Here is a 24,052-nt window from a genome sequence, read left to right on the forward strand (position 1 = left end):
TGGCTTGTTGTGGCGAGGGCGCTTGCTCCCGTTGGCTGCGCAGCAGCCTCTCGCTTTTTGGGGGGCGCTTCGCACCCCAGCGCAAGCAAGCTTGCTCACCACAATAAGCCGGCTCCTACAGGTTTAGCCGCGTTCGCCGACCAGCCATTGCAGTTGTACTTCATGTTGGCCGCGATCATCGGTGACGAAGATCGTGCCTTCGCTGATCATCACGTCCCACTTGATAACACGCGGCATGTCCTTGGCCAGGGTCTCGAGGACTTCCTGAGGCACGGCGGCGATGTGCACGTTTTTCAGGTTATTGGCCACCGGCACCACCTTGCCTTCCCACACGCGCAGGCTGCCATAGGCCAGCAGGCTGGTGCGTTCGGTGCGACGCGAGCACCAGGTGAGGCGGTCGGCGTCGGGCTGGCCGACTTCGATCCAGTGCAGAACCCGGTCATCCAGGCTTTTTTCCCACAGGGCTGGCTCGTCTACATCTGACAGGCCACGGCCGAACGCCAACTGCTCGTTGTACCAGAGCGCGTAGGCCAAAAGACGCACGGTCATGCGCTCTTCGGTTTCCGAAGGGTGGCGGGCGATGGTCTGTTTAACGCTCTCGTACACCGAGCGATCGAGGTCGGTGAGGTTGAGTTCGAATTTGTAGGTCGTGGACGGCTGGGCCATGAACGGACTTCTAGAGACAGGGAAAGGCGGCCAGTCTAACCGATGGCGACGCGATTCAACGAATCCTGCGCTGCATCATCCTTATCCCAGGGGCACTCGGCTATGTTAAAAGGCATCACACCACCGCCCTGCGCAGACAAGGATCCCCATGTCGTTTAATGCCAAACCGCTTGCCGGCCTGAAAGTCATCGAACTCGGCACCCTGATCGCCGGCCCGTTCGCCTCACGTATCTGTGCGGAATTCGGTGCCGAGGTGATCAAGGTCGAATCGCCGGACGGCGGCGACCCGCTGCGCAAATGGCGCAAGCTGTACGAAGGCACTTCGCTGTGGTGGTTCGTGCAGGCGCGCAACAAGCAGTCGCTGACATTGAACCTCAAGCACCCGGACGGCCTGGCGATCCTCAAACACTTGCTGGCGGACGCCGACATCCTGATCGAGAACTTCCGCCCCGGCGTGCTGGAAAAGCTCGGCCTGAGCTGGGAAACCCTGCACGCCCTAAACCCCAAGCTGGTGATGGTGCGCCTCTCCGGCTTTGGCCAGACCGGGCCGATGAAAGACCAGCCAGGGTTCGGTGCGGTGGGTGAGTCCATGGGCGGCCTGCGCTACATCACCGGTTTCGAAGACCGGCCGCCTGTGCGTACCGGCATTTCCATCGGCGATTCAATTGCCGCGCTGTGGGCAGTGATCGGCGCGCTGATGGCGCTGCGTCATCGCGAAGTCAACGGCGGCCAGGGCCAGGTGGTGGATGTGGCGCTGTATGAAGCCATCTTCGCCATGATGGAAAGCATGATCCCGGAGTTTGACGTATTCGGCTTTATTCGCGAACGCACCGGCAACATCATGCCGGGCATCACGCCGTCCTCGATCCACACCAGCGCCGACGGCAAGCATGTGCAGATCGGCGCCAACGGCGATGCGATCTTCAAGCGCTTCATGTGCGCCATTGGCCGCGAAGACCTGGCCAATGATCCTGTGCTTGCCAGCAATGACGGACGCGATAGCCGCCGTGACGAGCTGTATGGAGTGATCGATCGCTGGGTGAACTCGTTGCCGCTGGATCAGGTGGTCGACCTGCTGAACAAAGCCGACGTGCCTGCCAGCCGGATCTACAGTGCCGAGGACATGCTCGGCGACCCGCAATTCCTCGCCAGGGAGATGTTCCTCAAGGCCCAGCTTCCCGGCGGCAAGGACTTCAAGATGCCGGGCATCGTGCCCAAGCTGTCGGACACACCGGGCAGCTGCGAATGGGTGGGGCCACAGTTGGGTGAACACAACAGCGTGGTGCTGGGCGGACTCGGTTATGACGCTGCCGCCATTGCGCGTTTACGCGAGGAAGGCGCGATCTGATGACTCGCCGGCTTGTTCAGCTGTGTCTCACTGTCATGCTGGCCTGCGGCTGGCGCCTGGCGGCCAGCGCTGAAGACACGCTGATCTGGCTATTGCGTGACCTGCCGCCCTTGACCATTTTCGAAGGCCCGCGCAAAGGCCAGGGCGCACTGGACCAGCTGTCGCCGAGACTGATCAAACGCCTGCCGGAATATCGGCACCAGGTATTGCGCGAGATTCCCCAGGAAGCGGTACAGCAGTCGTATGCCTCATGGCTGGACCCGATCATGCGCGCGCATTACCTGCGGGATAACCCGAGTTTCTTCCAGGATTCGCCGGAGCCCTGAGCACTCACGGGATAAATCGCAGGCAAAAAGAAACCCCGAAGCGTGGGGAGACACTTCAGGGTTAAACGTGGCCTACAAAGACCAGTACAACAAGGCACAAACACCGGAGCACAATGTTTGCTCTTGCTGTTACAAAATCTGACCGGCCACGCTGTAGGAAGTTTCCGTATATAAACAATTCTTCATGCGACGGCGGCGCTGCGGGTCTGGGCAGCGTTGCGCAAGGCCGCAATGACCGACGGTTCCAGGCGCCCTTCGGCAATCTTGAGGTCGCGCAACAGGCAATCCACCACATCTACCAGTACGCGCTTGTCCATCAATTGTGCGCGATCGACTTCACGTTCGACCACGATAGCGCCGGCAGGATTCTTCACGGTCACCAGGCACTCGTCCTGCACACCAGAGGTGGTCAGCGTAACCTGATAAGGGCTCAGTGCTTCTTCGAGCAATAGGCTGATACTTTCCATCTCGATCACCACTCAATAGTTCGGGAACAATCGTTTCAACGGGAGCTGCATCTATCCTAAGTGACTGTTTGTGACGTAGGAAAGTTCGCTTTATCGTCTTTATGGGGCCGTCAGGGGGTGACGGATTCCAGCATGCGCTTGCAACATGACAACGAAAAAACGGCCGCACATAAGTGCTTACGCAATGGGCGGCTGTTTTCAGGGTTTCCGGGCGCTGAGGGCAAAGGTGAATCCTATACTCGGTGGGCGCTGATCACTTTGCCTTGCAGGCAGGAGCGCAGGTCAAAAGGCCCTTATTGCGAAGGATAAAAACGATGCTGGAACACGACAAAGAGCAAGCTGCGTTAGAGAAGATTCACGCCGACATATCACGCATCTACGCAGAGCAACGCAAACTCACTGCCGAAGCACATAAAATAACCCGTGAGAATTTCTGGTATCCCCTGGGGGTCGTCATGGCCATGTTTACGGCGTTCAGCACTGTGTTAGCCATCGCGCAGAAACTACTCACGTAGCCGCTTACACCCAGCGGGGCCTGCCAGAAACGAAAAACGCCGCTGACCCAAGGAAGGGAAAGCGGCGTTTTTGTCTACGCGGTGTGCCTTACAGCGGCTTACCCCGGTTGCCGTGCTGGCTCACGAACGCTTGCACGGCCTTCAGGTCATTGGCCAAGACGGTGCAACGCTCTTCACGCTCGAACAGGTCAGCCAGGTGCACCGGCAATTCCAGGGCCTTGCCAACGCCGGCCTTCTCCACCGCTTCCGGGAATTTCACCGGATGGGCGGTACCGAGGATCACCATCGGGATGTCCAGGCTGCGACGGCATTCACGGGCCGCCTTAACGCCGATGGCGGTGTGCGGGTCAAGCAGCTCGCCGGTCTGGGCGTAGACTTCTGCGATGGTTTCGCAGGTCTGCGCGTCGTCTACAGCCAGGGAGTCGAACAGCTTGCGGGTTTCGGTCCAGCGCTCCTCGTCGACGCTGAAGCCGCCACCGCTCTTGAAGGTGTCCATCAAGCCGGCAATGGCCGAGCCGTTGCGACCGTGCATGTCGAACAGCAGGCGCTCGAAGTTCGAGGAAACCATGATGTCCATGGACGGCGACAGGGTCGCGTGCAGGGTTTCCTTGACGTACTGGTTGCCGCTCATGAAGCGGTGCAGGATGTCGTTGCGGTTGGTGGCGACGATCAACTGGTTGATCGGCAGGCCCATGTTGCGCGCCAGGTAACCGGCGAAAATATCGCCGAAGTTGCCAGTCGGCACCGAGAACGACACCGAACGCGCCGGCCCGCCCAACTGCAGCGATGCATGGAAGTAGTAGACGACCTGGGCCATGATCCGCGCCCAGTTGATCGAGTTCACTGCCACCAGGCGCGTGCCTTTCAGGAAGCTCTGGTCAGCGAAGCTGTTCTTGACCATTTCCTGGCAGTCATCGAAGTTGCCTTCGATGGCGATGTTGTGGATGTTCTCACCAAAAATGGTGGTCATCTGCCGACGCTGCACTTCCGACACGCGCTTGTGCGGGTGCAGGATGAAGATGTCGACGTTTTCGCAGTGCTTGCAGCCTTCGATGGCGGCCGAACCGGTATCACCGGAGGTGGCACCCATGATCACCACGCGCTCGCCGCGCTTCTCCAGTACGTAGTCCAGCAAACGACCCAGCAGTTGCAGGGCGAAGTCCTTGAACGCCAGGGTGGGGCCGTGGAACAGCTCCAGCACCCATTCGTTGCCGTTCAACTGGCGCAGAGGCGCGATGGCGTTGTGGGAGAACACGCCGTAGGTCTCTTCCAGAATCTTTTTAAAGTCCGCATCCGGGATGCTGCCGGTGACGAACGGGCGCATCACCCGGAACGCCAGCTCGTGGTACGGCAGGCCGGCCCACGAAGCGATTTCTTCCTGGGTAAAACGTGGCAGGTTTTCCGGCACGTACAGGCCGCCGTCAGTGGCAAGACCTGCCAGCAGGACGTCTTCGAAATTCAGGGCCGGTGCCTGGCCGCGGGTGCTGATATAACGCATGACTGGCTCCTCTAGAGCATTCCTGGACAAGGGCCGCCGAACCTGCGGGGCCCTTGTCGCAAAACGATTAGTTCAGGTGTTCGACGCGAATCCGCACCACCGGGCCGACCACGCCTTGCAGGGCTTCCAGGGCAGCGATGGCATCGTTGATGTGCTGCTCGAGCACGCGGTGAGTCAGCAGGATCATCGGCACCTGGCCGTTTTGCTCCTCGACTTCCTTCTGCATGATCGACTCGATGTTGATGCCGCGCTCCGACAGGATGCTGGCGACCTGGGCCAATACGCCCGGGTGATCCTGGGCCTGGATGCGCAGGTAGTAAGCGCTTTCGCAGGCTTCGATCGGCAGGATCGGGTGCGCCGACAGCGAATCCGGCTGGAAGGCCAGGTGCGGTACGCGGTTTTCCGGGTCGCTGGTCATGGCGCGGACCACGTCCACCAGGTCGGCGATCACCGACGAAGCGGTCGGTTCCATGCCGGCGCCGGCGCCGTAGAACAGGGTCGAACCCGCCGCATCACCGTTGACCATCACAGCGTTCATCACGCCATTGACGTTGGCAATCAGGCGATCGGCCGGGATCAGTGTCGGGTGCACACGCAACTCGATACCGGCTGGCGTGCTGCGCGCCACGCCCAGGTGCTTGATGCGGTAGCCCAGGGCTTCGGCGTAGTTCACGTCGGCGGTGGTCAGCTTGGTGATGCCTTCGGTGTACGCCTTGTCGAACTGCAGCGGGATACCAAAGGCAATGGACGCCAGGATGGTCAGCTTGTGGGCAGCGTCGATGCCTTCCACGTCGAAGGTCGGGTCGGCTTCGGCATAACCCAGGGCCTGGGCTTCGGCCAGCACGTCTTCGAAGGTGCGGCCCTTCTCGCGCATTTCCGTGAGGATGAAGTTGCCGGTGCCGTTGATGATACCGGCCACCCAGTTGATACGGTTGGCGGACAGGCCTTCACGGATCGCCTTGATCACCGGTATGCCACCGGCCACCGCGGCTTCGAACGCGACGATCACGCCCTTCTCACGCGCCTTGGCGAAGATCTCGTTGCCGTGCACGGCGATCAGCGCCTTGTTGGCGGTGACCACGTGCTTGCCGTTCTCGATCGCCTTGAGCACCAGCTCGCGGGCCACGGTGTAGCCGCCCACTAGTTCGATGACGATATCGATTTCAGGGTTGGTGGCAACGGCGAACACGTCGTTGGTAATCGCAATACCGGTCGTTTGGAACTGAGGCTTTGGCGAACGCGTGGCAATTTGCGCCACTTCAATCCCGCGCCCTGCACGGCGGGAAATTTCCTCAGCGTTACGCTGAAGTACGTTAAAGGTGCCGCCACCGACGGTCCCTAACCCACAGATGCCTACTTTGACCGGTTTCACTGAAGAACTCCCCATGAAACGGCCGACGCTAGGTCGGCCGTGGAAAACAGCCGCACAACTGCGGCTTTCAATTAATGGCCCGTCGACTTATCCACAGGCCATGATCGTCAAAGGTTCGACGATGCTGGTTTATTTGGCACTCAGCGCCAGTTTGGCAACTTGTGGCGCCGGCTGGTAGCCCGGAATCACTTGGCCGTCAGCCAAAACGATGGCCGGTGTACCGTTCACGCCGATGGACTGGCCCAGGGCGAACTGCTTGGAAACCGGGTTGGCGCATTTCGCCGCCTTGATTTCCTTGCCGTCGACCATTTTGTCCATGGCTGCTTTCTTGTCGGCCGAGCACCAGACGGCTTGCAACTGCTCGTCACCCGGCGAACCCAGGCCCTGGCGCGGGAACGCGACGTAGCGCACTTCCACACCCAGCTTGTTCAGCGCAGGTACTTCGGCGTGCAGCTTGTGGCAGTACGGGCAGGTGGTGTCGGTGAACACGGTGATGTGGGTCTTGGTCTCGCCGATGGCGGGGTAAACCACGGTTTCAGCCACCGGGATGCCATTGATCAGCTTGGACACGCCCAGGCGTTCGGCTTTCTCGGTCAGGTTGACCGGCTTGCCGTCCTTCAACTGGAACAGGTAGCCCTGGACGATGTACTGGCCGTCGGCACTGGCGTACAGCACACGGCTGCCCTTGAGCTTGACTTCGTAAAGGCCGGCCATCGGGCTGGCGCTGATGCTTTCGATCGGCGTGTCGAGCTGCAGGTTCGCCAGGCTCTTGCGGATGGTCTGCTCGGCCGCGTCATCGGCAAACGCAAAGGTGGAAACCAACGCAATGGCTGCGGCGGCAATAATCTGGGTCAAGCGCATGGGAACTCCTGAAGGCAGATGTAGGGACGGGAAGGAATACTGCTTGGAAAAACACAGCGCTGGGCCGTCCCCTTTGCTAACCGGCAAAGCCTACCACAGTTGGGCCGCAGGGCAGCCCGTGGCGGGATAAATTGGCTTTTTACAGGATGTTTTTCAGCCTCGCGGGTGATGCTTGGCGTGCATATCCTGCAAGCGTGCGCGCGCCACGTGGGTGTAGATCTGGGTTGTGGATAAGTCGCTGTGGCCGAGCAGCATTTGCACCACGCGCAAATCCGCGCCGTGATTGAGCAGATGCGTGGCAAATGCATGGCGCAACGTGTGGGGCGACAGGGCCTTGCCGATGCCGGCGACCTTGGCCTGGTGCTTGATACGGTGCCAGAATGTCTGGCGGGTCATCTGTTCGCCGCGCAGGCTGGGGAACAGCACATCGCTGGGGCGCCCGCCGAGCAGCTCACTGCGAGCATCGCGCATATAGCGCTCGACCCACACAATCGCCTCCTCGCCCATGGGCACCAGGCGCTCCTTGCTGCCCTTGCCCATCACCCGCAACACGCCCTGGCGCAGGTTCACTTGCTCCAGGGTCAGGCTGATCAGCTCGGTCACCCGCAGGCCGCAGGCGTACAGCACTTCGAGCATGGCGCGGTCGCGCTGGCCGATGGCTTCGCTCAGGTCGGGGGCGGCGAGCAAGGCATCCACGTCGGCTTCCGAGAGGGATTTAGGCAATGGCCTGCCGAGTTGCGGCATGTCGACTTGCAGGGTGGGGTCGAGGGCAATCAGCTTTTCTCGCAGCAGATAACGATAAAACCCACGCACACCGGAGAGGAATCGTGCGGTAGAACGTGGCTTGTAGTTCTGCTCCAGGCGCCAGGCGAGGTGATCGAGGATCAGCTCACGGCCAGCGTTGATCAGTTCGAGGTTTTTTTCCTGCAGCCAGCCATTGAACAGCGCCAAGTCGCTGCGGTAGGCCTGGCGCGTGTTGTCTGACAGGCCTTTTTCCAGCCACAGTGCGTCAAGGAAACGGTCTATCAGGGGGTGGTCAATGGCAGGCATGGAGGCTCAGGCGGATTTCTGTAATGTCTGTTAGATCCTATCGCAGGCAAGCCAGCTCCCACAGGGGTTTTGTGTCGGGCGCTTAGATGTGCCCGACACCGATCAAATGTGGGAGCTGGCTTGCCTGCGAAGGCCGCAACTCGGTCCCAGCTCAGTCGGCAAAGCCAGGTAACACCGGCACTGGGCGTTTGTCCGCATCAATGGCGACAAAGCTGAACACGCCCTGGATTGCTTTTTCGCGGCCATCGGCGCTCATGCTTTCGACGAACACTTCCACCTCGACCTTGAGGCTGGTGTTACCCACTTTGATCACACGGCCGATCAGCTCGACGATGGAGCCCGCCGGGATCGCGTGGTTGAAGTCGATACGATCGGTAGACACCGTCACCAGCGGCAAGCGGCAAAACCGCGTGGCGGTAATGAACGACACTTCATCCATCCACGCCAAGGCGGTGCCACCGAACAGGGTGTTGTGGTGGTTTGTGGTCGGCGGGAACACCGCCTTGGTCACGTGGGTGACGGACAGGTCAGTGCGGCGCTGGATTTCTTCGAGGCGGGTGGTCATGGACAAATACCGGCAATGGACAAATTTCAGGCACAAAAAAGCAGCCCGTAGGCTGCTTTTTTCTGCATCGGGAAGCTGGACTTAAGCCAGTTTTTCCTTGATGCGAGCTGCTTTACCGGACAGGTCACGCAGGTAGTACAGCTTGGCTTTACGTACGTCACCGCGACGCTTGACGGCCATGCTGTCGATTTGCGGGCTGTAGGTCTGGAAAGTACGCTCTACGCCAACACCGTTGGAGATTTTACGAACAGTGAAAGCACTGTTCACACCACGGTTACGCTTGGCGATTACCACGCCTTCGAACGCTTGCAGACGCGAACGGTCGCCTTCCTTCACTTTCACCTGAACGACAATGGTGTCGCCCGGGGCAAAGGTAGGGATCTCTTTGGTCATCTGCTCTGCTTCGAGTGCAAGGATGATTTTGTTAGTCATGCTGTGCTCCTAAGGTAAGTCAATGGACCTACCATCGATACGTTGTTAACTATCGTCCCGCGCGAGGATGTATTCCTCGAGCAGCTTCTTCTCTTCTCCAGAAAGCGAGCGGCTTTCCAGAAGATCGGCGCGTCGTTCATAGGTCCGACCAAGGGACTGCTGTAAACGCCAACGCCGGATGTGTGCGTGATTGCCACTTAGCAATACGTCGGGAACACGCTGATCCGCATACACCTCCGGGCGGGTGTAGTGCGGGCAATCCAGCAAACCATCCGTGAAGGAATCTTCCTCCGCGGAGTCCGCATGCCCTAAAGCTCCAGGCAGCAGTCGTGTAACCGCATCTATCAGGACCATCGCCGGCAGCTCACCGCCAGACAGGACATAGTCCCCAATCGACCACTCTTCATCGACATGAGCATCAATAAAACGCTCGTCAATGCCTTCATAGCGACCGGCAATCAGGATCAGTGCTTCCTCATTCGCCAGTTCGCGTACCGCAGCCTGTTTCAGCTGACGGCCTTGAGGGGACAGGTAAATTACCTTCGCCTTCTCCCCGGCGGCGGCCTTGGCCTGAACCAACGCGTCTTCCAGGGGCTTGATCTTCATCACCATACCCGGACCACCGCCAAATGGGCGATCGTCCACCGTGTGATGCCGATCCGTCGTGTAGTCTCGCGGGTTCCAACAGGTAAGCTGCAACAGCCCCTGTTTCACCGCCCGACTGGTGATGCCGTACTCGCTGATGGCGGAAAACATCTCGGGAAACAAACTGATCACTTCAATGCGCAAATTAGCCACGCTTAGAAGTCCGCGTCCCATTCCACCCTCATCTCGCCCGCTGCCAGGTCGACGGCCAACACGCATTGCTCGGTATACGGCAACAGGCGTTCGCGATCATCCAGGCTGCCAGCGCAAGGCTTGACCACCATTACATCATTGGCGCCGGTTTCCAGAAGATGATCGATTTTCCCGAGCAGTTGCCCGAGTTGATCAATAACCTTCAGACCTTCCAGCTGGTACCAGTAGTACTCGCCGTCGGTCAATTCAGGGAACAGGTTGCGTGGCACGCAGATCTCATAACCGGCCAGAAGACGAGCTTCTTCACGGTCATCAAGACCCTTGAGCTTCGCGACCAGGAACTTATCGCTCCCGCGTCCACTGACCAGCTCGACCTGTTTCACACTACCTTCGCGCTTGAGCGTCCAGGTCTTGTACTGCAACAGGTTTTCAGTCGGATCCGTAAAGGAATACACCTTCACTTCGCCGCGAACGCCATGAATAGAGTAAATCTTGCCGATAACGATCAAATCATCAGCAACAGCTGGCGTCGCGTTCATATTGCTCAGGCTGCGGCCTTAGCCGAGTCCTTCAACAGCTGAGCAACACGCTCAGATGGTTGTGCACCAACGCTCAGCCAGTAGGCTACGCGCTCTTGGTTCACGGACAGACGAACTTCTTGACCACGAGCGATCGGGTTGAAGAAGCCAACTTGTTCCTTGTGAGAGCCGTCACGTGGGTTGCGGCTGTCAGTTACGGTCAAGTGGTAAAACGGGCGCTTTTTGGAGCCGCCAAGGGCAAGACGGATTGTTAGCATGTGAACATCGTTCCTGTAGTCGGTGCTGCAAATCTAAATGCACAGCGGGCATAGGTGCCCGAAAGGCCGCATATTCTAAGGAATATCCGGACTTTTGCAAATGTCTTTTTCTGGCGCCTATCGGCGTGCCATTCAGATCTGCTATAGAGCCGTCGGTTAAAACGGCGAGTCAGCGCCCGCCAATCGCGGGTTTGCTGGAGATCCCACGTCCCTGTGGGTCGGAGCAGGAGCTGGGCTCCCGCTCGAATTCTTTACATTTTCGGCATGCCGCCGCCGGGCAACATGCCGCCCATGCCGCGCATCATCTTGGCCATACCGCCTTTGGCGGAGAATTTCTTCATCATCTTCTGCATCTGCTTGTGCTGCTTGATCAAGCGACCGATGTCCTGCACCTGGGTGCCGGAGCCCATGGCGATCCGGCGCTTGCGCGAACCGCTGATCAGCTCAGGGTCGCGGCGCTCGGCCGGGGTCATGGAGTTGATGATGGCTTCCATCTGCTTGAACTGCTTCTCTGCCGCGCCCTGGGCATTGCCCATTTGCGCCAGGTTCACACCACCGATGTTCGGCAGCTTGTCCATCAGGCCGCCAAGGCCGCCCATGTTCTTCATTTGTTGCAGTTGGTCACGGAAGTCTTCGAGGTCGAAGCCCTTGCCCTTCTTCAGCTTCTTGGCCAGTTTGTCGGCCTTGTCCTTGTCGAGGGTCGCTTCGGCCTGTTCGATCAGGCTGAGCACATCACCCATGCCGAGGATACGCGAGGCGATACGCTCAGGGTGGAACGGTTCGAGCGCTTCACTCTTCTCGCCCATACCGATGAACTTGATCGGCTTGCCGGTGATGGCACGCACCGACAGCGCAGCACCGCCACGGGCGTCGCCGTCGACCTTGGTGAGGATCACACCGGTCAGCGGCAATGCATCGCCGAAGGCCTTGGCGGTGTTGGCGGCATCCTGGCCCGTCATGGCGTCGACCACGAACAGCGTCTCGACCGGATTGATCGCGGCATGCAGCGCCTTGATCTCGCCCATCATCTCTTCGTCGATGTGCAGGCGACCGGCGGTATCGACGATAACCACGTCGATGAATTTCAGCCTGGCTTCTTTAATAGCCGCGTTGGCGATGTCGACCGGCTTCTGGCTCAGGTCGGACGGGAAGAAGGTCACGCCCACTTCGCCCGCGAGCATTTCCAATTGCTTGATGGCCGCCGGACGGTACACGTCGGCCGACACCACCATCACGGACTTCTTCTTGCGCTCTTTAAGGAAGCGCGCCAGCTTGCCGGCGGTGGTGGTTTTACCGGCACCCTGCAGACCGGCCATCAACACGACGGCCGGTGGCACGGCGCTGAGGTTCAGATCTTCGTTGGCGGCGCCCATCAGGCTTTCGAGTTCGGCCTGGACGATCTTCACAAAGGCCTGGCCCGGGGTCAGGCTGCGGGACACTTCGGTGCCGACCGCGCGTTCCTTGACCGAGTTGACGAAGTCCTTCACCACCGGCAAGGCCACGTCGGCTTCCAGCAACGCCATGCGCACTTCACGCAGGGTGTCTTTAATATTGTCCTCGGTCAGCTTGGCCTTGCCGGTAACGTGGCGCAGCGTCTGCGAGAGACGGTCAGTCAAGTTTTCAAACATGCGCGATCCTTTCAGGCCCTATTCATCGAAATGCATTGGTAGACCGAGGTAATGGCAGCCCAGGCTGTGGCAGATCGCTATTAACAACAGCGCTCGGCGAGCCTGCGGCGTGGGCAGATCACGGATTATAGCGAAGACTGCCGCCATGCACACCCGCTGTCTGGCCTGAGAGTCTTTCGTGTTACGCGGGGGTATGCCAAACTCAGCGCCTTTCGGGCCTGCTTAACAGGATTTATGCTCCCTTTGTCACCCAGTTTGCTACCCAGCCTCGCCGCCGCCATCTTGTATGCCGCTGCGACCCTTTATCAGGGCACTCGTCTGGCCAAAGGCGCCAAGGCCGACAAACGCCTGCTGGTAGGCCTTGGCGTTCTCGCCCTGCTGGCCCACGCCGCCAGCCTGTTCACGCATTTGATGACGCCCGTCGGCCTGGGCCTGGACTTTTTCAGCGCCGCCAGCCTGATTGCAGCCGCCGTCATCGCACTGACGCTGATGGCCTGCTACCGAATTCCCGTCGAGAACCTGCTGGTGCTGCTATTCCCGCTGGGAATGCTGACGGTGCTGCTGGCGCAATTCGCTCCCACCGGCACCGTGCAGGTGATTGATGAGGAGCCGGGCATCCTCGCGCATATCCTGCTGTCGATCCTGGCCTATGGCATGTTCACCATCGCGGTGTTCCAAGCCCTGCTCCTGCTGCTGCAGGACCACCAGCTCAAGCACAAGCACCCGTCCGGACTGATCAAGAACTTCCCGCCGCTGCAAACCATGGAGAGCCTGCTGTTCGGTTTCCTGTGGGCCGGCTGGACCCTGCTGTCGCTGTCGTTGATCTCCGGCTGGCTGTTCGTCGAAAACCTGTTCGCCCAGCACCTGGTGCACAAGACCCTGCTGGCGTGCCTGGCCTGGGTGGTGTTCAGCGTCCTGCTGTGGGGCCGTAACCGCCTCGGCTGGCGTGGGCACAAAGCGATTCGCTGGACCCTGGCCGGTTTCTGCCTGCTGATGCTGGCCTATTTCGGCAGCAAGCTGGTTCGCGAATACATCCTGCATATCTGACGGGCAGCGATCATGGACAACTTGCCCCTGGGGCCGATGCTTGCGGTAATCGCCTTGCTGGTTTTGTGGGCGGCGCTGTTTACCGCCATCGAAGCCGCGCAACAACACCTGCTGGCCCTGCGCCCCGGTACTCGCCAGGGCGACAAGGCTGCCGCCCGCCTGAACTTCCCGCGTCATAGCCTGATCCTGTGCAACAGCCTGTGCCGCGCTGCGGTAGTGATCCTCTGCACACTGCTGGCGATCTACGCCTGGGCGCAGAATGGCCCATGGCTCGGCTGGCTGATCGCCTGTGCACTTTTGCTGATTTTCGCCGACTACCTGCCCCGCGCCCTGGCCACCCGCTATCCACAAGCAGTGCTGGGCTTTGGCAATACACTGCTGGGCGTACCACTGAAAATCCTCTACCCGCTCGCCTGGCTGCTCAATGGCATCAGCCTGTTGCTGCTGCGCCCATTTGCGCGCAAGGCCGGCGTGGTGAAGAAGAGCGACGAACCGCTGCCCGACCAAGACGATGAGCCGGAACCCGAGTCTGACGAAGGCCGCACCCCAGGCATGCCCGGCATCCACGCGCTGGACAACATCACCGTCAATGACATCCTGGTGCCACGCAGCGAAGTGGACGGTATCAACCTGGATGACTCGGTCGAGGACATCATCGAGCAACTGCGCACCTCCCCACGTACGCGCCTGCCGGTGTTCCACAGCGACATCAACCAGGTCCAGGCCGTGCTCAACACCCGGCAGGTCCAGCACCTGCTGCCCGATGCCAGCCTGACCAAAGAGGCGCTGCTCGCCGCTTGCCACGAACCCTACTTCGTCCCGGAAAGCACGCCCCTGCAACTGCAACTGCTGAACTTCCACAAACAGCAGCGTCGCCTGGGCATGGTGGTGGACGAGTACGGCGAAGTGCTGGGCATCGTGACCCTGGAAGATATCCTCGAAGAAATCGTCGGCGAATTCGAAAGCGAACAGAGCGCCGACAACCCGCATATCGAGCCCCAGCCGGACGGCCGCTACATCATTGACGGTGCCGCGTCGATCCGCGACTTGAACAAGAGCCTGAACTGGCACCTGCCCAGCGATGGCCCCAAGACCCTCAACGGCCTGGTCACCGAAGCCCTGGAGACCATCCCGGACTGCGCGGTGTGCCTGAAAGTCGGTCGCTACCGCCTGGAAATCCTCGAGACCGAGGACAACCGGGTGAGCAAGGTGCTGATCTGGCACACCAGCAAAATGCCCGTTGCCGCCTGAATCAACTCGGTTCATGTGGGAGCTGGCTTGCCTGCGATAAAATCGCCTCGGTTTCACTGAATGACCGAGGTGCCTGCATCGCAGCGGTGCGACGACTCGACAAGCCAGCTCCCACACAGACCCAGTTCCAAACCTTAGATCCTCACCAGCCCACTTGTTGTATGTTCAAACCCCTTCCTATAATCCCAGCGGCTTACCAGAGCCCCGCCCGACCGCGTGCTACCCGCACTGAACGCGTCCAGGCACCGCTTAACTGTGTCTGACCGGTGTTCGCTCCCATCCCGAGCCGCCCCGCGCGCACCCCTGATCCATGGGTGTTCGACCAATAATAATCCGCGTTCAAACGCGCAATGACCGTCAGGGATACCGCCATGAGCACCACCTATAACGAGGCCGCGACCGCCGCCCCGACCAACTCGACTGCACGGGTCGCCACGGCGAGCATCGTCGGCACCGCCATCGAGTTCTACGACTTCTATATCTACGCCACGGCTGCTGCGCTGGTGATCGGCCCGGTGTTCTTCCCGCAAAGCTCCGGCACGGCGCAGATGCTGGCATCGTTCCTGACCTTCGGTATCGCCTTTATTGCCCGCCCACTGGGCTCGGCGCTGTTCGGCCACTTCGGCGACCGCATCGGGCGTAAATCCACCCTGGTGGCGTCACTGCTGCTGATGGGCGTGTGCACCACGCTGATTGGCTTGCTGCCCGGCTATGACAGCATCGGGGCCTGGGCGCCGATCCTGCTGTGTGTGCTGCGTTTCGGCCAGGGCCTGGGCCTTGGCGGCGAATGGGGCGGCGCGGCGCTGTTGGCGACCGAGAATGCGCCCAAAGGCAAACGCGCCTGGTTCGGCATGTTTCCCCAGCTGGGTCCTTCGATCGGCTTCCTGGCAGCCAACGGTTTGTTCCTGATTCTGGCCATGAGCCTGAACGACGAGCAGTTCCGCAGCTGGGGCTGGCGCATTCCGTTCATCCTCAGCGCTGCACTGGTGATGGTTGGCCTGTACGCACGCCTGAAACTGCATGAGACGCCTGTCTTCGCCAACGCCGTGGCCAAGGAAGCCCCGGTCAAAGTGCCGTTGGTGGAATTGTTCAGCCAACACTGGCTGCCCGTATTGCTGGGTGCCGCGTCGATGGTGGTGTGCTATGCACTGTTCTACATCACCACGGCGTTTTCCCTGAGCTACGGGGTTTCCACCCTGGGCTACAGCCGAGAAACCTTCCTCGGCCTGCTGTGCTTTGCCGTGCTGTTCATGGGGCTGGCGACACCGCTGGCGGCCTTGGCCAGTGATCGCTACGGGCGCAAGCCGGTGCTGATCGTCGGCGCGATCCTGGCGATTCTGTCGGGCTTTACCATGGAGCCATTGCTCACCCACGGTTCGACCTGGGCCGTGGCGCTGTTCCTGGCGCTGGAGCTGTTCCTGATGGGCGTGACCTTCGCACCGATGGGCGCGCTGTTGCCGGAACTGTTCCCGACCCGCGTGCGTTATACCGGTGCTTCGGCGGCGTATAACCTGGGTGGGATCGTGGGGGCATCGGCGGCACCGTTTTTCGCGACCAAGCTGGTGGCGATGGGTGGCCTGAGTTATGTCGGTGGGTATGTGTCGGCGGCAGCGCTGCTCAGCTTGATTGCTGTGCTGTGCCTGAAAGAGACGCGCAACAACGATTTGAATCGCGTGGGCTGATAGACCGCTATCGGGGGCAAGCCCCCTCCCACATTTGAATGTATTCACAAATCTAACTCTGTGAACTGGATCAAGTGTGGGAGGGGGCTTGCCCCCGATGCTTTTAGAGCTCTACCACCACTGCCTGGGAAGCCCGGGTAGCCTTGGCCCGGGCCGCTTCAATCGACTCATCCCGCGCCAACGCCACACCCATGCGGCGCTGGCCATTCACTTCCGGCTTGCCGAACAGGCGCAGCGCGGTATCAGGCTCGCTCAACGCAGCGCCCAGGTTGGCGAACGCGGTCTGGGTCGACTGCCCTTCCACCAGAATCACTGCAGAGGCCGAAGGCCCGAACTGACGGATCAATGGGATCGGCAGGCCGAGGATGGCACGTGCATGCAGGGCGAACTGCGACAGATCCTGGGAAATCAGGGTCACCAGGCCGGTGTCATGCGGACGCGGCGACACTTCGCTGAACCACACCTGATCACCTTTGATGAACAGCTCCACGCCAAACAGGCCACGGCCACCCAGGGCTTCGGTCACCGCTTTGGCAACGCGCTCGGATTCGGCCAGGGCAATCGGGCTCATGGCCTGCGGCTGCCAGGATTCCTGGTAGTCGCCCTTCTCCTGACGGTGGCCGACTGGCGCGCAGAAGGTGGTGCCGCCGATGTGACGCACGGTCAGCAGGGTGATTTCGTAGTCGAAGTCGATGAAGCCTTCGATGATCACACGGCCTTTACCCGCACGCCCGCCCTCCTGGGCGTAGTCCCAGGCTTTCTGCACGTCGTCGGTGCTGCGCAGCAGGCTCTGGCCCTTGCCCGACGAACTCATCACCGGCTTGACCACGCACGGGAAGCCCAGGTCCTGCACGGCCTTGCTGTAGTCTTCGAAGGTATCGGCGAAGTGGTACGGCGAGGTCGGCAGGTCCAGCTCTTCGGCGGCCAGGCGGCGGATGCCTTCGCGGTTCATGGTCAGCGAGGTGGCACGCGCGGTCGGGATCACGGTGAAGCCTTCGGCTTCCAGTTCCACCAGGGTGGCGGTGGCGATGGCTTCGATTTCCGGCACGATGAAGTGCGGTTTTTCCGCTTCGATCACCGCACGCAGGGCGGCGCCGTCGAGCATGTTGATCACGTGGCTGCGGTGCGCAACCTGCATGGCCGGCGCGTTGGCGTAGCGATCCACGGCAATCACTTCAACGCCCAGGCGTTGCAGTTCGATTACCACTTCCTTGCCCAGCTCACCGCAGCCACACAGCAAAACGCGGGTCGCGGTTGGCGACAATGGAGTTCCGATTCGGGTCATCTCAGGTCCTCAGGGGAGCGGATCATTTGGAGAAAGGCCGGCATTTTACATGAACTGCAGGAATTGGCCTCAGTTGGCGACGGCCCGCTTGCGCACACGCCACGCCATGATCAGCCACACCACCGTGACCCCGGCGAATTTCGACACCAGCGCGGTGCCCGCTACTGCTGGAGTGAGCGCGCCGATCAGGCCGAAGAAGATAAAGGTGTCGAGGGGAATGCTCAGCGCCGAACTTATCCACAGACGGTCGTGCAGCGGACGCCTGGTGATGCTGAACACCAGCCAGTCGATGCACTCGGACACCGCGAACGCCGTGGCGCTGGCCAGGGCGATGGACGGGTCGGAGGTGATATACGACAGCACCAGCGCCGCCAGCATGGCGATGATTGCGCCGTGGCCGAAGCGGGTTTGCACCATGTCACGCAGGATGAATACCAAGCCACCCCAGGCGGACCAGATAACGTCCAGGTGCGGGGCGGTGGAGAAGGCGAAGTTGATCAGCACGACGCTGCTGATGTAGGCGATCAGGAAGAGCATGGGAAAGTGGACCTGTGGGTTATGCCGCACAGGGTACTTCACAATTAGAAATATGTCGTCTGGGCGGGCCCTATCGGGGGCAAGCCCCCTCCCACAGGTGACCGCGTGTAATCTGTAGGAATGCGGTCAAAATGTGGGAGGGGGCTTGCCCCCGATAGCGGCGGTTCAGGCACCGGATTTGCCGGGAATCATCCACACCAACCCACTCGCCTTCGCCCGCTCATGACACAACCCCAACACCACCCGGCGCTCGGCATTGTCCATGCGACTCCAACGCGTGATCTCATCCACCGTGCGCTGGCAGCCGGTGCAAATGTCGTCATCGTCCAGCGCGCAGATGCTCACGCACGGCGAAGCGACAGGGCGCTCTACCGGGCTCATTCTTCCTGCTCGACCAAGTCCCGTGCGTAACGCTGGGAGTTATGCACATAGTGCGCAGCGCTGGCTTCGAGCATGCGCTTTTGCGCGTCGGTCAGTTCACGCACCACCTTGCCCGGCGAACCCATCACCAGCGAACCATCGGGAATTTCCTTGCCTTCACCGATCAGCGAATTGGCGCCGATAATGCAGTGCTTGCCGATCTTGGCACCGTTGAGGATCACCGCGTTGATACCGATCAGGCTGTAATCATCCACTGTGCAACCATGCAACATGGCGTTATGGCCAATGGTCACGCCGGTGCCGAGGGTCAGCGGATAGCCCATGTCGGTGTGCATCACGCTGCCATCCTGCACATTGCTGTTCTTGCCGATCAGGATCAGTTCGTTGTCGCCACGCAACACCGCGTTGAACCAGACGTTGGCGCCCTCCTCCAGCTTGACCTTGCCCACCAGCGTGGCATTCGGCGCCACCCAGCTCTGTGGATGAGTCTCGACGCGGGCGTCGCCCAGGCGGTATTTCATGGTTTTTCCTCACGGCGTTGCCATTCAGGCGATGGCTTAGATATTGATGAAGCTCTTGGGTGGCTGGTGCAGGCTGATCTTGGCGTCGTCATAGAGCAGATTGATCAGCTCCACGATCATGATGGCCGTCAGCCCCCAGATCTTGTATTCGCCGAACCGATAACTGGGCACGTACCAGCTGCGGCCCTGGTAATCGATCCGGTGGGTATGTTCACGCGGGTCCTGTCGGAAGAAGTCCAACGGCACGCTGAAAACGGCAGCAATCTCGGCATCGTTGGCCAGGTATTCGACGTAATCGGGAATGACGCCGACATAAGGTGTAACGCGAATGCCGTGCAGGGAGATCAAGGGGCTCAGTGGGCCGATCACCTCGACCAGTCCGGGCGGCAGGCCGATTTCTTCTTCGGCTTCGCGCAGCGCGGTGAAGATCAGGTCCGGGTCTTCGGGGTCGCGGCGTCCACCGGGGAAAGCCACTTCGCCACCATGGGTCGACAGGCCGCTGGCGCGCAGGGTCAGGATCAGCTCAGGTTCGTCACTGCGGGTAATCGGCACCAGTACCGCGGCCTCGGGGAAACGCCCGTCGGTTTCCAGCGTGTGGGGGGTGTGATTGCTTACCCGGCGAAGTAGCTCGTCCAGCATGAGTCATCTCGGTCTGTTGGCTACCTTGCATCATGCACCAAAGCGTGCGGGCGCCCAACCCCAAAACCCGCGCAGTGTCGCTAAACGACAACTTGCAGCGCCCAGCCCGTCACGCCAAGATAGACGCACTTTCCAGGAACCCCAGCATGAATTTCTGCAGCCAGTGCGGCAAACCGGTTACCCAGCGCATCCCCGAAGGCGACGGCCGCCTGCGCTTTGTGTGTGATCACTGCTCGACCATCCACTACCAGAACCCCAATATCGTCGCCGGCACCGTACCGGTGTGGGGCGATAAAGTGCTGCTGTGCCGCCGCGCCATCGAGCCGCGCCTGGGTTACTGGACCCTGCCCGCGGGTTTCATGGAAAACGGCGAGACGGTGGAACAGGCCGCCATGCGCGAAACCCAGGAAGAAGCCTGCGCCCGCGTACACAACCTGAGCATCTACACGCTGATCGACGTGCCGCATATCAATCAGGTACATATCTTCTACCGCGCCGACCTGCTCGACCTCGACTTCGCCGCCGGCCCCGAAAGCCTTGAAGTGCAACTGTTCGACGAAGCCGACATCCCTTGGTCCGAGCTGGCTTTCCGCACGGTCGGGCGTACCCTTGAATACTTCTTCGCAGACCGTCGGCAACAGTCGTTCCCGGTGCGCAGCGAGGCCGTGCCGCCAATGGGCAAGCCCGCGCCATGACACAAGGGATACCCGTTTTGATGCGTTGGTTGCTTGCTCTGCTCTGCCTATCATTCGCCACACTGGCGCCAGCCTCCACGGTGCAAACCCTGGGCGGCAAAACCGTCGAAAAAGTCCTGGTGCTCAAGTCCGCCCATCAACTTCAGTTGATCAACGACGGCAAGCCCTTCAAGACCTACCGTATTTCACTGGGTAAAAACCCCAAGGGCCACAAGCTGATCGAGGGCGACCGCCGCACGCCAGAGGGGCTCTACTGGATCGATTGGCGCAAGACCAGCGACCGCTTCAACCTGGCCATGCACATCTCTTACCCGAATATCAGCGACGCCGCCCGCGCCCGCCGCGAAGGCGTAAAGCCCGGCAGCATGATCATGATCCACGGCACGCCCGACACCGAGGAATACCCGGAACAGTGGTTCCACACCCTGGACTGGACCGACGGCTGCATCGGCATGCGCAACGTGGATATGCGCGAAGTGTGGAACCTGGTCAAAGACGGCACCCTGATCGAGATTCGTCCGTAATCTCGTACCGTTGGTAAAATAATTCAAAAATATTTCCTCCCCGGCCCTGCGCCCGCCGGTGAATACCAGTTCACCCCAGCGGGCTGCGCACTTCTGCGCGCGACAAAGACCTCTCTAATACCACTTGATACCAGGCACCATTAAAGGGCCCTAAAACCAGTGTATGCACCGTTTTCGCTGCATTGACATGGTATTTAAGTGGTATTAATTTCCGGCCAATACCGGGCGACAACACTCCAATAACCGCATCGGAAACCTGACAGATGAATTCCATCCTGGCCCTGCGCCCCGACGACAAACAATCCACGCCGCTGTACCTGCAACTGGCGCGCAAGCTGGAAGCGGCGATCCATGCCGGCCAGTGGACATCCGAGCAGGCGCTGCCGTCGGAGCGGGCGCTCAGTGAGCAACTGAGCATTTCCCGGGTCACCGCCCGCAAAGCACTGGAAGTGTTGTTTGCCCAAGGCCTGATCCGCCGCAGCCAGGGCTCCGGCACCTTTATCACGCCGCGCCTGGAGCAACCGCTGTCGCGCCTCTCGGGCTTCAGCGAGATGTTGCGCCTCAAGGGTTTTGTGCCCAGTTCCCAGTGGCTGGAGCGCGACATCACTCCGCCGACCCACGAAGAACTGATCCGCCTGTGCCTGTCGACCAACGATAAAGTGGCGCGGCTCAAGCGCCTGCGCAAAGCCGACGACACGGTCATGGCCATCGAGATGACCGCCGTGCCCGCTTCGGTACTGCCACAGCCACAGGCCTTGGGCAGTTCGCTGTACGAATACTTTGAAAGCATCGGCAAGCCCATCGTCCGCGCCTTGCAGCATGTACAAGCCATCAACGCCTCGGACGAGTTCGCCAGTCTCGTGGGCATCGCCCCCGGCACCGCCATGCTGCTGATGACCCGAGTCGGCTACACCGCCGACAACACGCCGATCGAAATTACCGACACCTACTGCCGCAACGACTACTACGACTTCGTCGCAGAGCTGCGCCGCCATGACTATTCCGCTGAACTGCGAACTTTTTAGAGAACTGCCCATGTCCGAAGACAACATCCTCACGCCCAACGGCTGGATTCGCGGCCGTCTGGTGCACGAGTACGGCAAGGTGGTCGCCATCGAAGGCACGCCGTGCGACCCGGCTGACAACGACTTGCCCTACCTGCTGCCAGGCTTTATCGACCTGCATGTGCACGGCGGCGGCGGCAAGGACATCATGGAAGGCGTTGCAGCCTTCGAGACCATCACCCGCACCCACGTGCGTTTTGGCACCACCTCGCTGCTGGCCACCACCATGACCGCACCGGCGGATGAGATCTCCAGCGTGCTCGGCCAGCTCGGCACTTTCTGCGAGCAACGTCCTGCTGGCAGCGCCCGTGTGCTCGGCGTGCACCTGGAAGGGCCCTACATCAATCCGGGAAAACTCGGCGCCCAACCCAACTTCGCCCACACCGCGTTGATGGCCGAAGTGGAAGCCTACCTGCGCCTGGCACCGATCCGGGTGATCACCATCGCCCCCGAAATTGCCGGGCATGACGGTCTGATCCGCGCCCTCAGCGAACGCGGCGTGCGCATGCAGATCGGCCACACCCTGGGCAGCTACGAAGAAGGCGTCGCCGCCCTCGCCGCCGGCGCCACCAGCTTCACCCATTTGTACAACGCCATGAGCCCGCTGCATCACCGCGAGCCGGGCATCGTCGGCGCTGCCCTGGCTCACGCCAAATACGCCGAGCTGATCCCGGATCTGCTCCATGTTCACCCTGGCGCCATGCGTGTGGCCCTGCGTTCGATCCCGTGCCTGTACTGCGTCACCGATTCCACCGCCGCCGCCGGCATGCCGGATGGCGAATACAAGCTGGGCAGCCACACCGTGACCAAATGCCTGGGCGGCGTGCGCCTGGCCGACGGCACCCTGGCCGGCAGCACGCTGACCATGGACCAGGCGCTGCGCAACCTGGTGAAGATCGGCCTGCCTATCAGCGAAGCCTCACAACGCCTGTCGCAATTTCCTGCGGACTACCTGGGCCTGGAAGAACGCGGTCGCCTGCAACCCGGCAGCTTTGCCGACTGCGTGCGCCTGGACCGCTCCCTGACACTCACCGACGTAATGGTCGAAGGAGAAACCATTGACTTCAAAAATGCTTGAAGAGGCCCTGGCCTCCTGCGACGCCGTCGCCGCTCAACTGCAACGCCTGGACCCGCTGCTGGAAGAAGTGGCCGGCCGCCTGCGCCGCCAGCCGCCGCAAGTGGCGATGACCATCGCACGCGGCAGCTCGGACCATGCCGCCAGCTACTTCGCCTACCTGGCCATGCAACACGTGGGTATTCCGGTGGCATCGTTGCCCATGTCAGTGGTGACGTTATTGCAGGCACCGTTGAAGGTCAGTGGCCAAGTGGCCTTTGGTTTCTCCCAGTCGGGCCAGAGCCCGGACCTGGTCAACAGCCTGCGCCTGCTGCGCAAGCGCGGTGCCTTGAGCATTTCGCTAGTCAACGCCGAAGAGTCGCCGCTGGAAGCCGCCTGTGAATTCCACGTGCCACTGTGCGCCGGGCCGGAAACGAGCGTGGCGGCCACCAAGAGTTTCATCGCCACCCTCAGCGCCAGCGCGCAGTTGATCGGCCACTGGAATCAGGAAGCCAATCTGCTGCAAGCCTGTCGCGCCCTGCCCGGCGACCTGCGCGCCGCCGCCCGACAGGATTGGACGATCGCCATCGACGCCCTGCGCGATACCCAGCAATTGATGGTCATCGGCCGAGGCGCCGGTTTTGCCATCGCCCAGGAAGCCGCGCTCAAGCTCAAGGAAACCTCGGCGATCCAGGCCGAAGCCTTCAGCAGCGCCGAAGTGCGCCACGGGCCGATGGCGTTGATCGACAAGAATTACCCCTTGCTGGTGTTCGCCCCACGCGGCGCCGAGCAAGCCGGCCTGTTGAGCCTGGCCGCCGATATGCGCCAACGCGGCGCCCGCGTGTTGCTGGCCGCGCCGGACGATATCGTCGAACGCGACCTGACCCTGAGCCGCGCCGAACACCCGAGCCTGGACCCGATCCTGGCCATCCAGAGTTTCTACGTCATGGCGGCAGGTTTAGCCGAAGCCCGGGGCATGGACCCGGACCAGCCGCGCCACTTGAGCAAAGTCACCCGCACTCACTGAGTCGATTGCCGTGTTTTCCTGAT

General features: G+C 60.9%; 27 protein-coding genes and 1 pseudogene. 11 read left to right on the plus strand and 17 right to left on the minus strand.

Annotated features, from left to right (window positions below):
- Positions 1 to 123 precede the first annotated feature (123 nt).
- Positions 124 to 666, minus strand: a complete 543-nt coding sequence (locus tag BM70_RS0104140) for a YaeQ family protein (protein WP_003193952.1) — start codon at positions 664 to 666, stop codon at positions 124 to 126.
- A 148-nt stretch (positions 667 to 814) separates the two neighbouring features.
- Between BM70_RS0104140 and BM70_RS0104145 the strand changes: the two genes are divergently transcribed.
- Together BM70_RS0104145 and BM70_RS33890 are read left to right on the plus strand one after the other, a co-directional pair.
- Positions 815 to 2,014 carry a CaiB/BaiF CoA-transferase family protein gene (locus BM70_RS0104145; RefSeq protein ID WP_025854827.1) on the plus strand — a complete coding sequence of 400 codons (1,200 nt, stop codon included), beginning with the start codon at positions 815 to 817 and terminating at the stop codon, positions 2,012 to 2,014.
- Positions 2,014 to 2,223: pseudogene (locus tag BM70_RS33890) on the plus strand (hypothetical protein); the annotation flags it as partial. The gene BM70_RS0104145 and the pseudogene BM70_RS33890, both read left to right, overlap by 1 nt.
- Before the next feature lie 299 nt (positions 2,224 to 2,522).
- Here BM70_RS33890 and BM70_RS0104155 read toward each other — a convergent pair.
- Positions 2,523 to 2,807, minus strand: a complete 285-nt coding sequence (locus BM70_RS0104155; RefSeq protein ID WP_025854829.1) for a DUF3509 domain-containing protein — start codon at positions 2,805 to 2,807, stop codon at positions 2,523 to 2,525.
- Positions 2,808 to 3,121: 314 nt separating this feature from the next.
- Between BM70_RS0104155 and BM70_RS0104160 the strand changes: the two genes are divergently transcribed.
- Entirely contained in the window at positions 3,122 to 3,322 is a 201-nt protein-coding gene (locus BM70_RS0104160; RefSeq protein ID WP_025854830.1) for a hypothetical protein, read from the plus strand.
- Positions 3,323 to 3,410: 88 nt separating this feature from the next.
- Here BM70_RS0104160 and thrC read toward each other — a convergent pair whose 3' ends face one another.
- The 10 genes from thrC to ffh form a co-directional block, all read right to left on the minus strand.
- Positions 3,411 to 4,820, minus strand: coding sequence for a threonine synthase (gene thrC, locus BM70_RS0104165; protein ID WP_025854831.1), 1,410 nt, complete (start codon positions 4,818 to 4,820; stop codon positions 3,411 to 3,413).
- 67 nt (positions 4,821 to 4,887) lie between these two features.
- Entirely contained in the window at positions 4,888 to 6,192 is a 1,305-nt protein-coding gene (locus BM70_RS0104170; RefSeq protein ID WP_025854832.1) for a homoserine dehydrogenase, read from the minus strand.
- 129 nt (positions 6,193 to 6,321) lie between these two features.
- Complete coding sequence (locus BM70_RS0104175; RefSeq protein ID WP_010207987.1) at positions 6,322 to 7,053, minus strand: thioredoxin fold domain-containing protein; 732 nt, start codon at positions 7,051 to 7,053, stop codon at positions 6,322 to 6,324.
- Positions 7,054 to 7,206: 153 nt separating this feature from the next.
- Positions 7,207 to 8,103 (minus strand): site-specific tyrosine recombinase XerD, encoded by an 897-nt coding sequence (gene xerD / locus BM70_RS0104180; protein WP_025854833.1) that lies wholly within the window; start codon positions 8,101 to 8,103, stop codon positions 7,207 to 7,209.
- Between the two features lie 151 nt (positions 8,104 to 8,254).
- Positions 8,255 to 8,668, minus strand: coding sequence for an acyl-CoA thioesterase (locus BM70_RS0104185; protein WP_016977715.1), 414 nt, complete (start codon positions 8,666 to 8,668; stop codon positions 8,255 to 8,257).
- Between the two features lie 81 nt (positions 8,669 to 8,749).
- Complete coding sequence (rplS, locus tag BM70_RS0104190; RefSeq protein ID WP_003175895.1) at positions 8,750 to 9,100, minus strand: 50S ribosomal protein L19; 351 nt, start codon at positions 9,098 to 9,100, stop codon at positions 8,750 to 8,752.
- A gap of 45 nt (positions 9,101 to 9,145) precedes the next feature.
- Positions 9,146 to 9,919, minus strand: a complete 774-nt coding sequence (gene trmD / locus BM70_RS0104195; protein ID WP_177326528.1) for a tRNA (guanosine(37)-N1)-methyltransferase TrmD — start codon at positions 9,917 to 9,919, stop codon at positions 9,146 to 9,148.
- Positions 9,901 to 10,437, minus strand: coding sequence for a ribosome maturation factor RimM (gene rimM, locus BM70_RS0104200; protein ID WP_025854835.1), 537 nt, complete (start codon positions 10,435 to 10,437; stop codon positions 9,901 to 9,903). The genes trmD and rimM overlap by 19 nt, the downstream gene beginning before the upstream one ends.
- A 5-nt stretch (positions 10,438 to 10,442) precedes the next feature.
- The gene (gene rpsP, locus BM70_RS0104205; protein ID WP_025854836.1) at positions 10,443 to 10,694 is read right to left on the minus strand and encodes a 30S ribosomal protein S16; all 252 of its coding nucleotides are present in this window, start codon (positions 10,692 to 10,694) and stop codon (positions 10,443 to 10,445) included.
- Between the two features lie 251 nt (positions 10,695 to 10,945).
- On the minus strand, positions 10,946 to 12,322 hold the full coding sequence (gene ffh, locus BM70_RS0104210; protein ID WP_003175900.1) for a signal recognition particle protein: 1,377 nt from the start codon (positions 12,320 to 12,322) through the stop codon (positions 10,946 to 10,948).
- Positions 12,323 to 12,556: 234 nt separating this feature from the next.
- Between ffh and BM70_RS0104215 the strand changes: the two genes are divergently transcribed.
- The 3 genes from BM70_RS0104215 (at position 12,557) to BM70_RS0104225 (ending at position 16,302) form a co-directional block, all read left to right on the plus strand.
- Positions 12,557 to 13,369: a cytochrome c biogenesis protein CcsA gene (locus tag BM70_RS0104215; RefSeq protein ID WP_025854837.1), complete on the plus strand. Its 813-nt coding sequence runs from the start codon at positions 12,557 to 12,559 to the stop codon at positions 13,367 to 13,369.
- 12 nt (positions 13,370 to 13,381) lie between these two features.
- Positions 13,382 to 14,620, plus strand: a complete 1,239-nt coding sequence (locus tag BM70_RS0104220; RefSeq protein ID WP_025854838.1) for a transporter associated domain-containing protein — start codon at positions 13,382 to 13,384, stop codon at positions 14,618 to 14,620.
- Between the two features lie 371 nt (positions 14,621 to 14,991).
- Positions 14,992 to 16,302 (plus strand): MFS transporter, encoded by a 1,311-nt coding sequence (locus BM70_RS0104225; protein ID WP_025854839.1) that lies wholly within the window; start codon positions 14,992 to 14,994, stop codon positions 16,300 to 16,302.
- 103 nt (positions 16,303 to 16,405) lie between these two features.
- Here the strand turns inward: BM70_RS0104225 and purT are convergent, their stop codons facing one another.
- The 5 genes from purT to BM70_RS0104250 all read right to left on the minus strand — a co-directional run bounded on the left by purT (position 16,406) and on the right by BM70_RS0104250 (position 19,665).
- Positions 16,406 to 17,587: a formate-dependent phosphoribosylglycinamide formyltransferase gene (gene purT / locus BM70_RS0104230; RefSeq protein ID WP_019817237.1), complete on the minus strand. Its 1,182-nt coding sequence runs from the start codon at positions 17,585 to 17,587 to the stop codon at positions 16,406 to 16,408.
- Positions 17,588 to 17,656: 69 nt separating this feature from the next.
- The gene (locus BM70_RS0104235; protein WP_025854840.1) at positions 17,657 to 18,124 is read right to left on the minus strand and encodes a VUT family protein; all 468 of its coding nucleotides are present in this window, start codon (positions 18,122 to 18,124) and stop codon (positions 17,657 to 17,659) included.
- A 165-nt stretch (positions 18,125 to 18,289) separates the two neighbouring features.
- Positions 18,290 to 18,505 (minus strand): DUF1289 domain-containing protein, encoded by a 216-nt coding sequence (locus tag BM70_RS0104240; RefSeq protein ID WP_025854841.1) that lies wholly within the window; start codon positions 18,503 to 18,505, stop codon positions 18,290 to 18,292.
- A complete protein-coding gene (locus BM70_RS0104245) occupies positions 18,502 to 19,026 on the minus strand; it encodes a gamma carbonic anhydrase family protein (RefSeq protein ID WP_010207972.1) in 525 nt (174 codons plus the stop codon). The genes BM70_RS0104240 and BM70_RS0104245 overlap by 4 nt, the downstream gene beginning before the upstream one ends.
- A gap of 36 nt (positions 19,027 to 19,062) precedes the next feature.
- Positions 19,063 to 19,665, minus strand: a complete 603-nt coding sequence (locus BM70_RS0104250) for a CoA pyrophosphatase (RefSeq protein ID WP_016971944.1) — start codon at positions 19,663 to 19,665, stop codon at positions 19,063 to 19,065.
- 146 nt (positions 19,666 to 19,811) lie between these two features.
- On the opposite strand from BM70_RS0104250, the gene BM70_RS0104255 reads away from it, so the two are divergent.
- The 5 genes from BM70_RS0104255 (at position 19,812) to BM70_RS0104275 (ending at position 24,029) form a co-directional block, all read left to right on the plus strand.
- A complete protein-coding gene (locus BM70_RS0104255) occupies positions 19,812 to 20,360 on the plus strand; it encodes an NUDIX hydrolase (RefSeq protein ID WP_025854842.1) in 549 nt (182 codons plus the stop codon).
- A gap of 20 nt (positions 20,361 to 20,380) precedes the next feature.
- Positions 20,381 to 20,884, plus strand: coding sequence for a murein L,D-transpeptidase family protein (locus BM70_RS0104260; RefSeq protein WP_025854843.1), 504 nt, complete (start codon positions 20,381 to 20,383; stop codon positions 20,882 to 20,884).
- Between the two features lie 263 nt (positions 20,885 to 21,147).
- Positions 21,148 to 21,909, plus strand: a complete 762-nt coding sequence (locus tag BM70_RS0104265) for a GntR family transcriptional regulator (RefSeq protein WP_025854844.1) — start codon at positions 21,148 to 21,150, stop codon at positions 21,907 to 21,909.
- Positions 21,910 to 21,919: 10 nt separating this feature from the next.
- Positions 21,920 to 23,026 (plus strand): N-acetylglucosamine-6-phosphate deacetylase, encoded by a 1,107-nt coding sequence (gene nagA, locus BM70_RS0104270; RefSeq protein ID WP_025854845.1) that lies wholly within the window; start codon positions 21,920 to 21,922, stop codon positions 23,024 to 23,026.
- Positions 23,007 to 24,029 (plus strand): SIS domain-containing protein, encoded by a 1,023-nt coding sequence (locus BM70_RS0104275; RefSeq protein ID WP_025854846.1) that lies wholly within the window; start codon positions 23,007 to 23,009, stop codon positions 24,027 to 24,029. The genes nagA and BM70_RS0104275 overlap by 20 nt, the downstream gene beginning before the upstream one ends.
- The last annotated feature ends 23 nt before the right edge of the window (positions 24,030 to 24,052 follow it).

The organism is Pseudomonas sp. CHM02 (genome assembly GCF_000612585.1).
Classification (GTDB): Bacteria; Pseudomonadota; Gammaproteobacteria; order Pseudomonadales; family Pseudomonadaceae; genus Aquipseudomonas.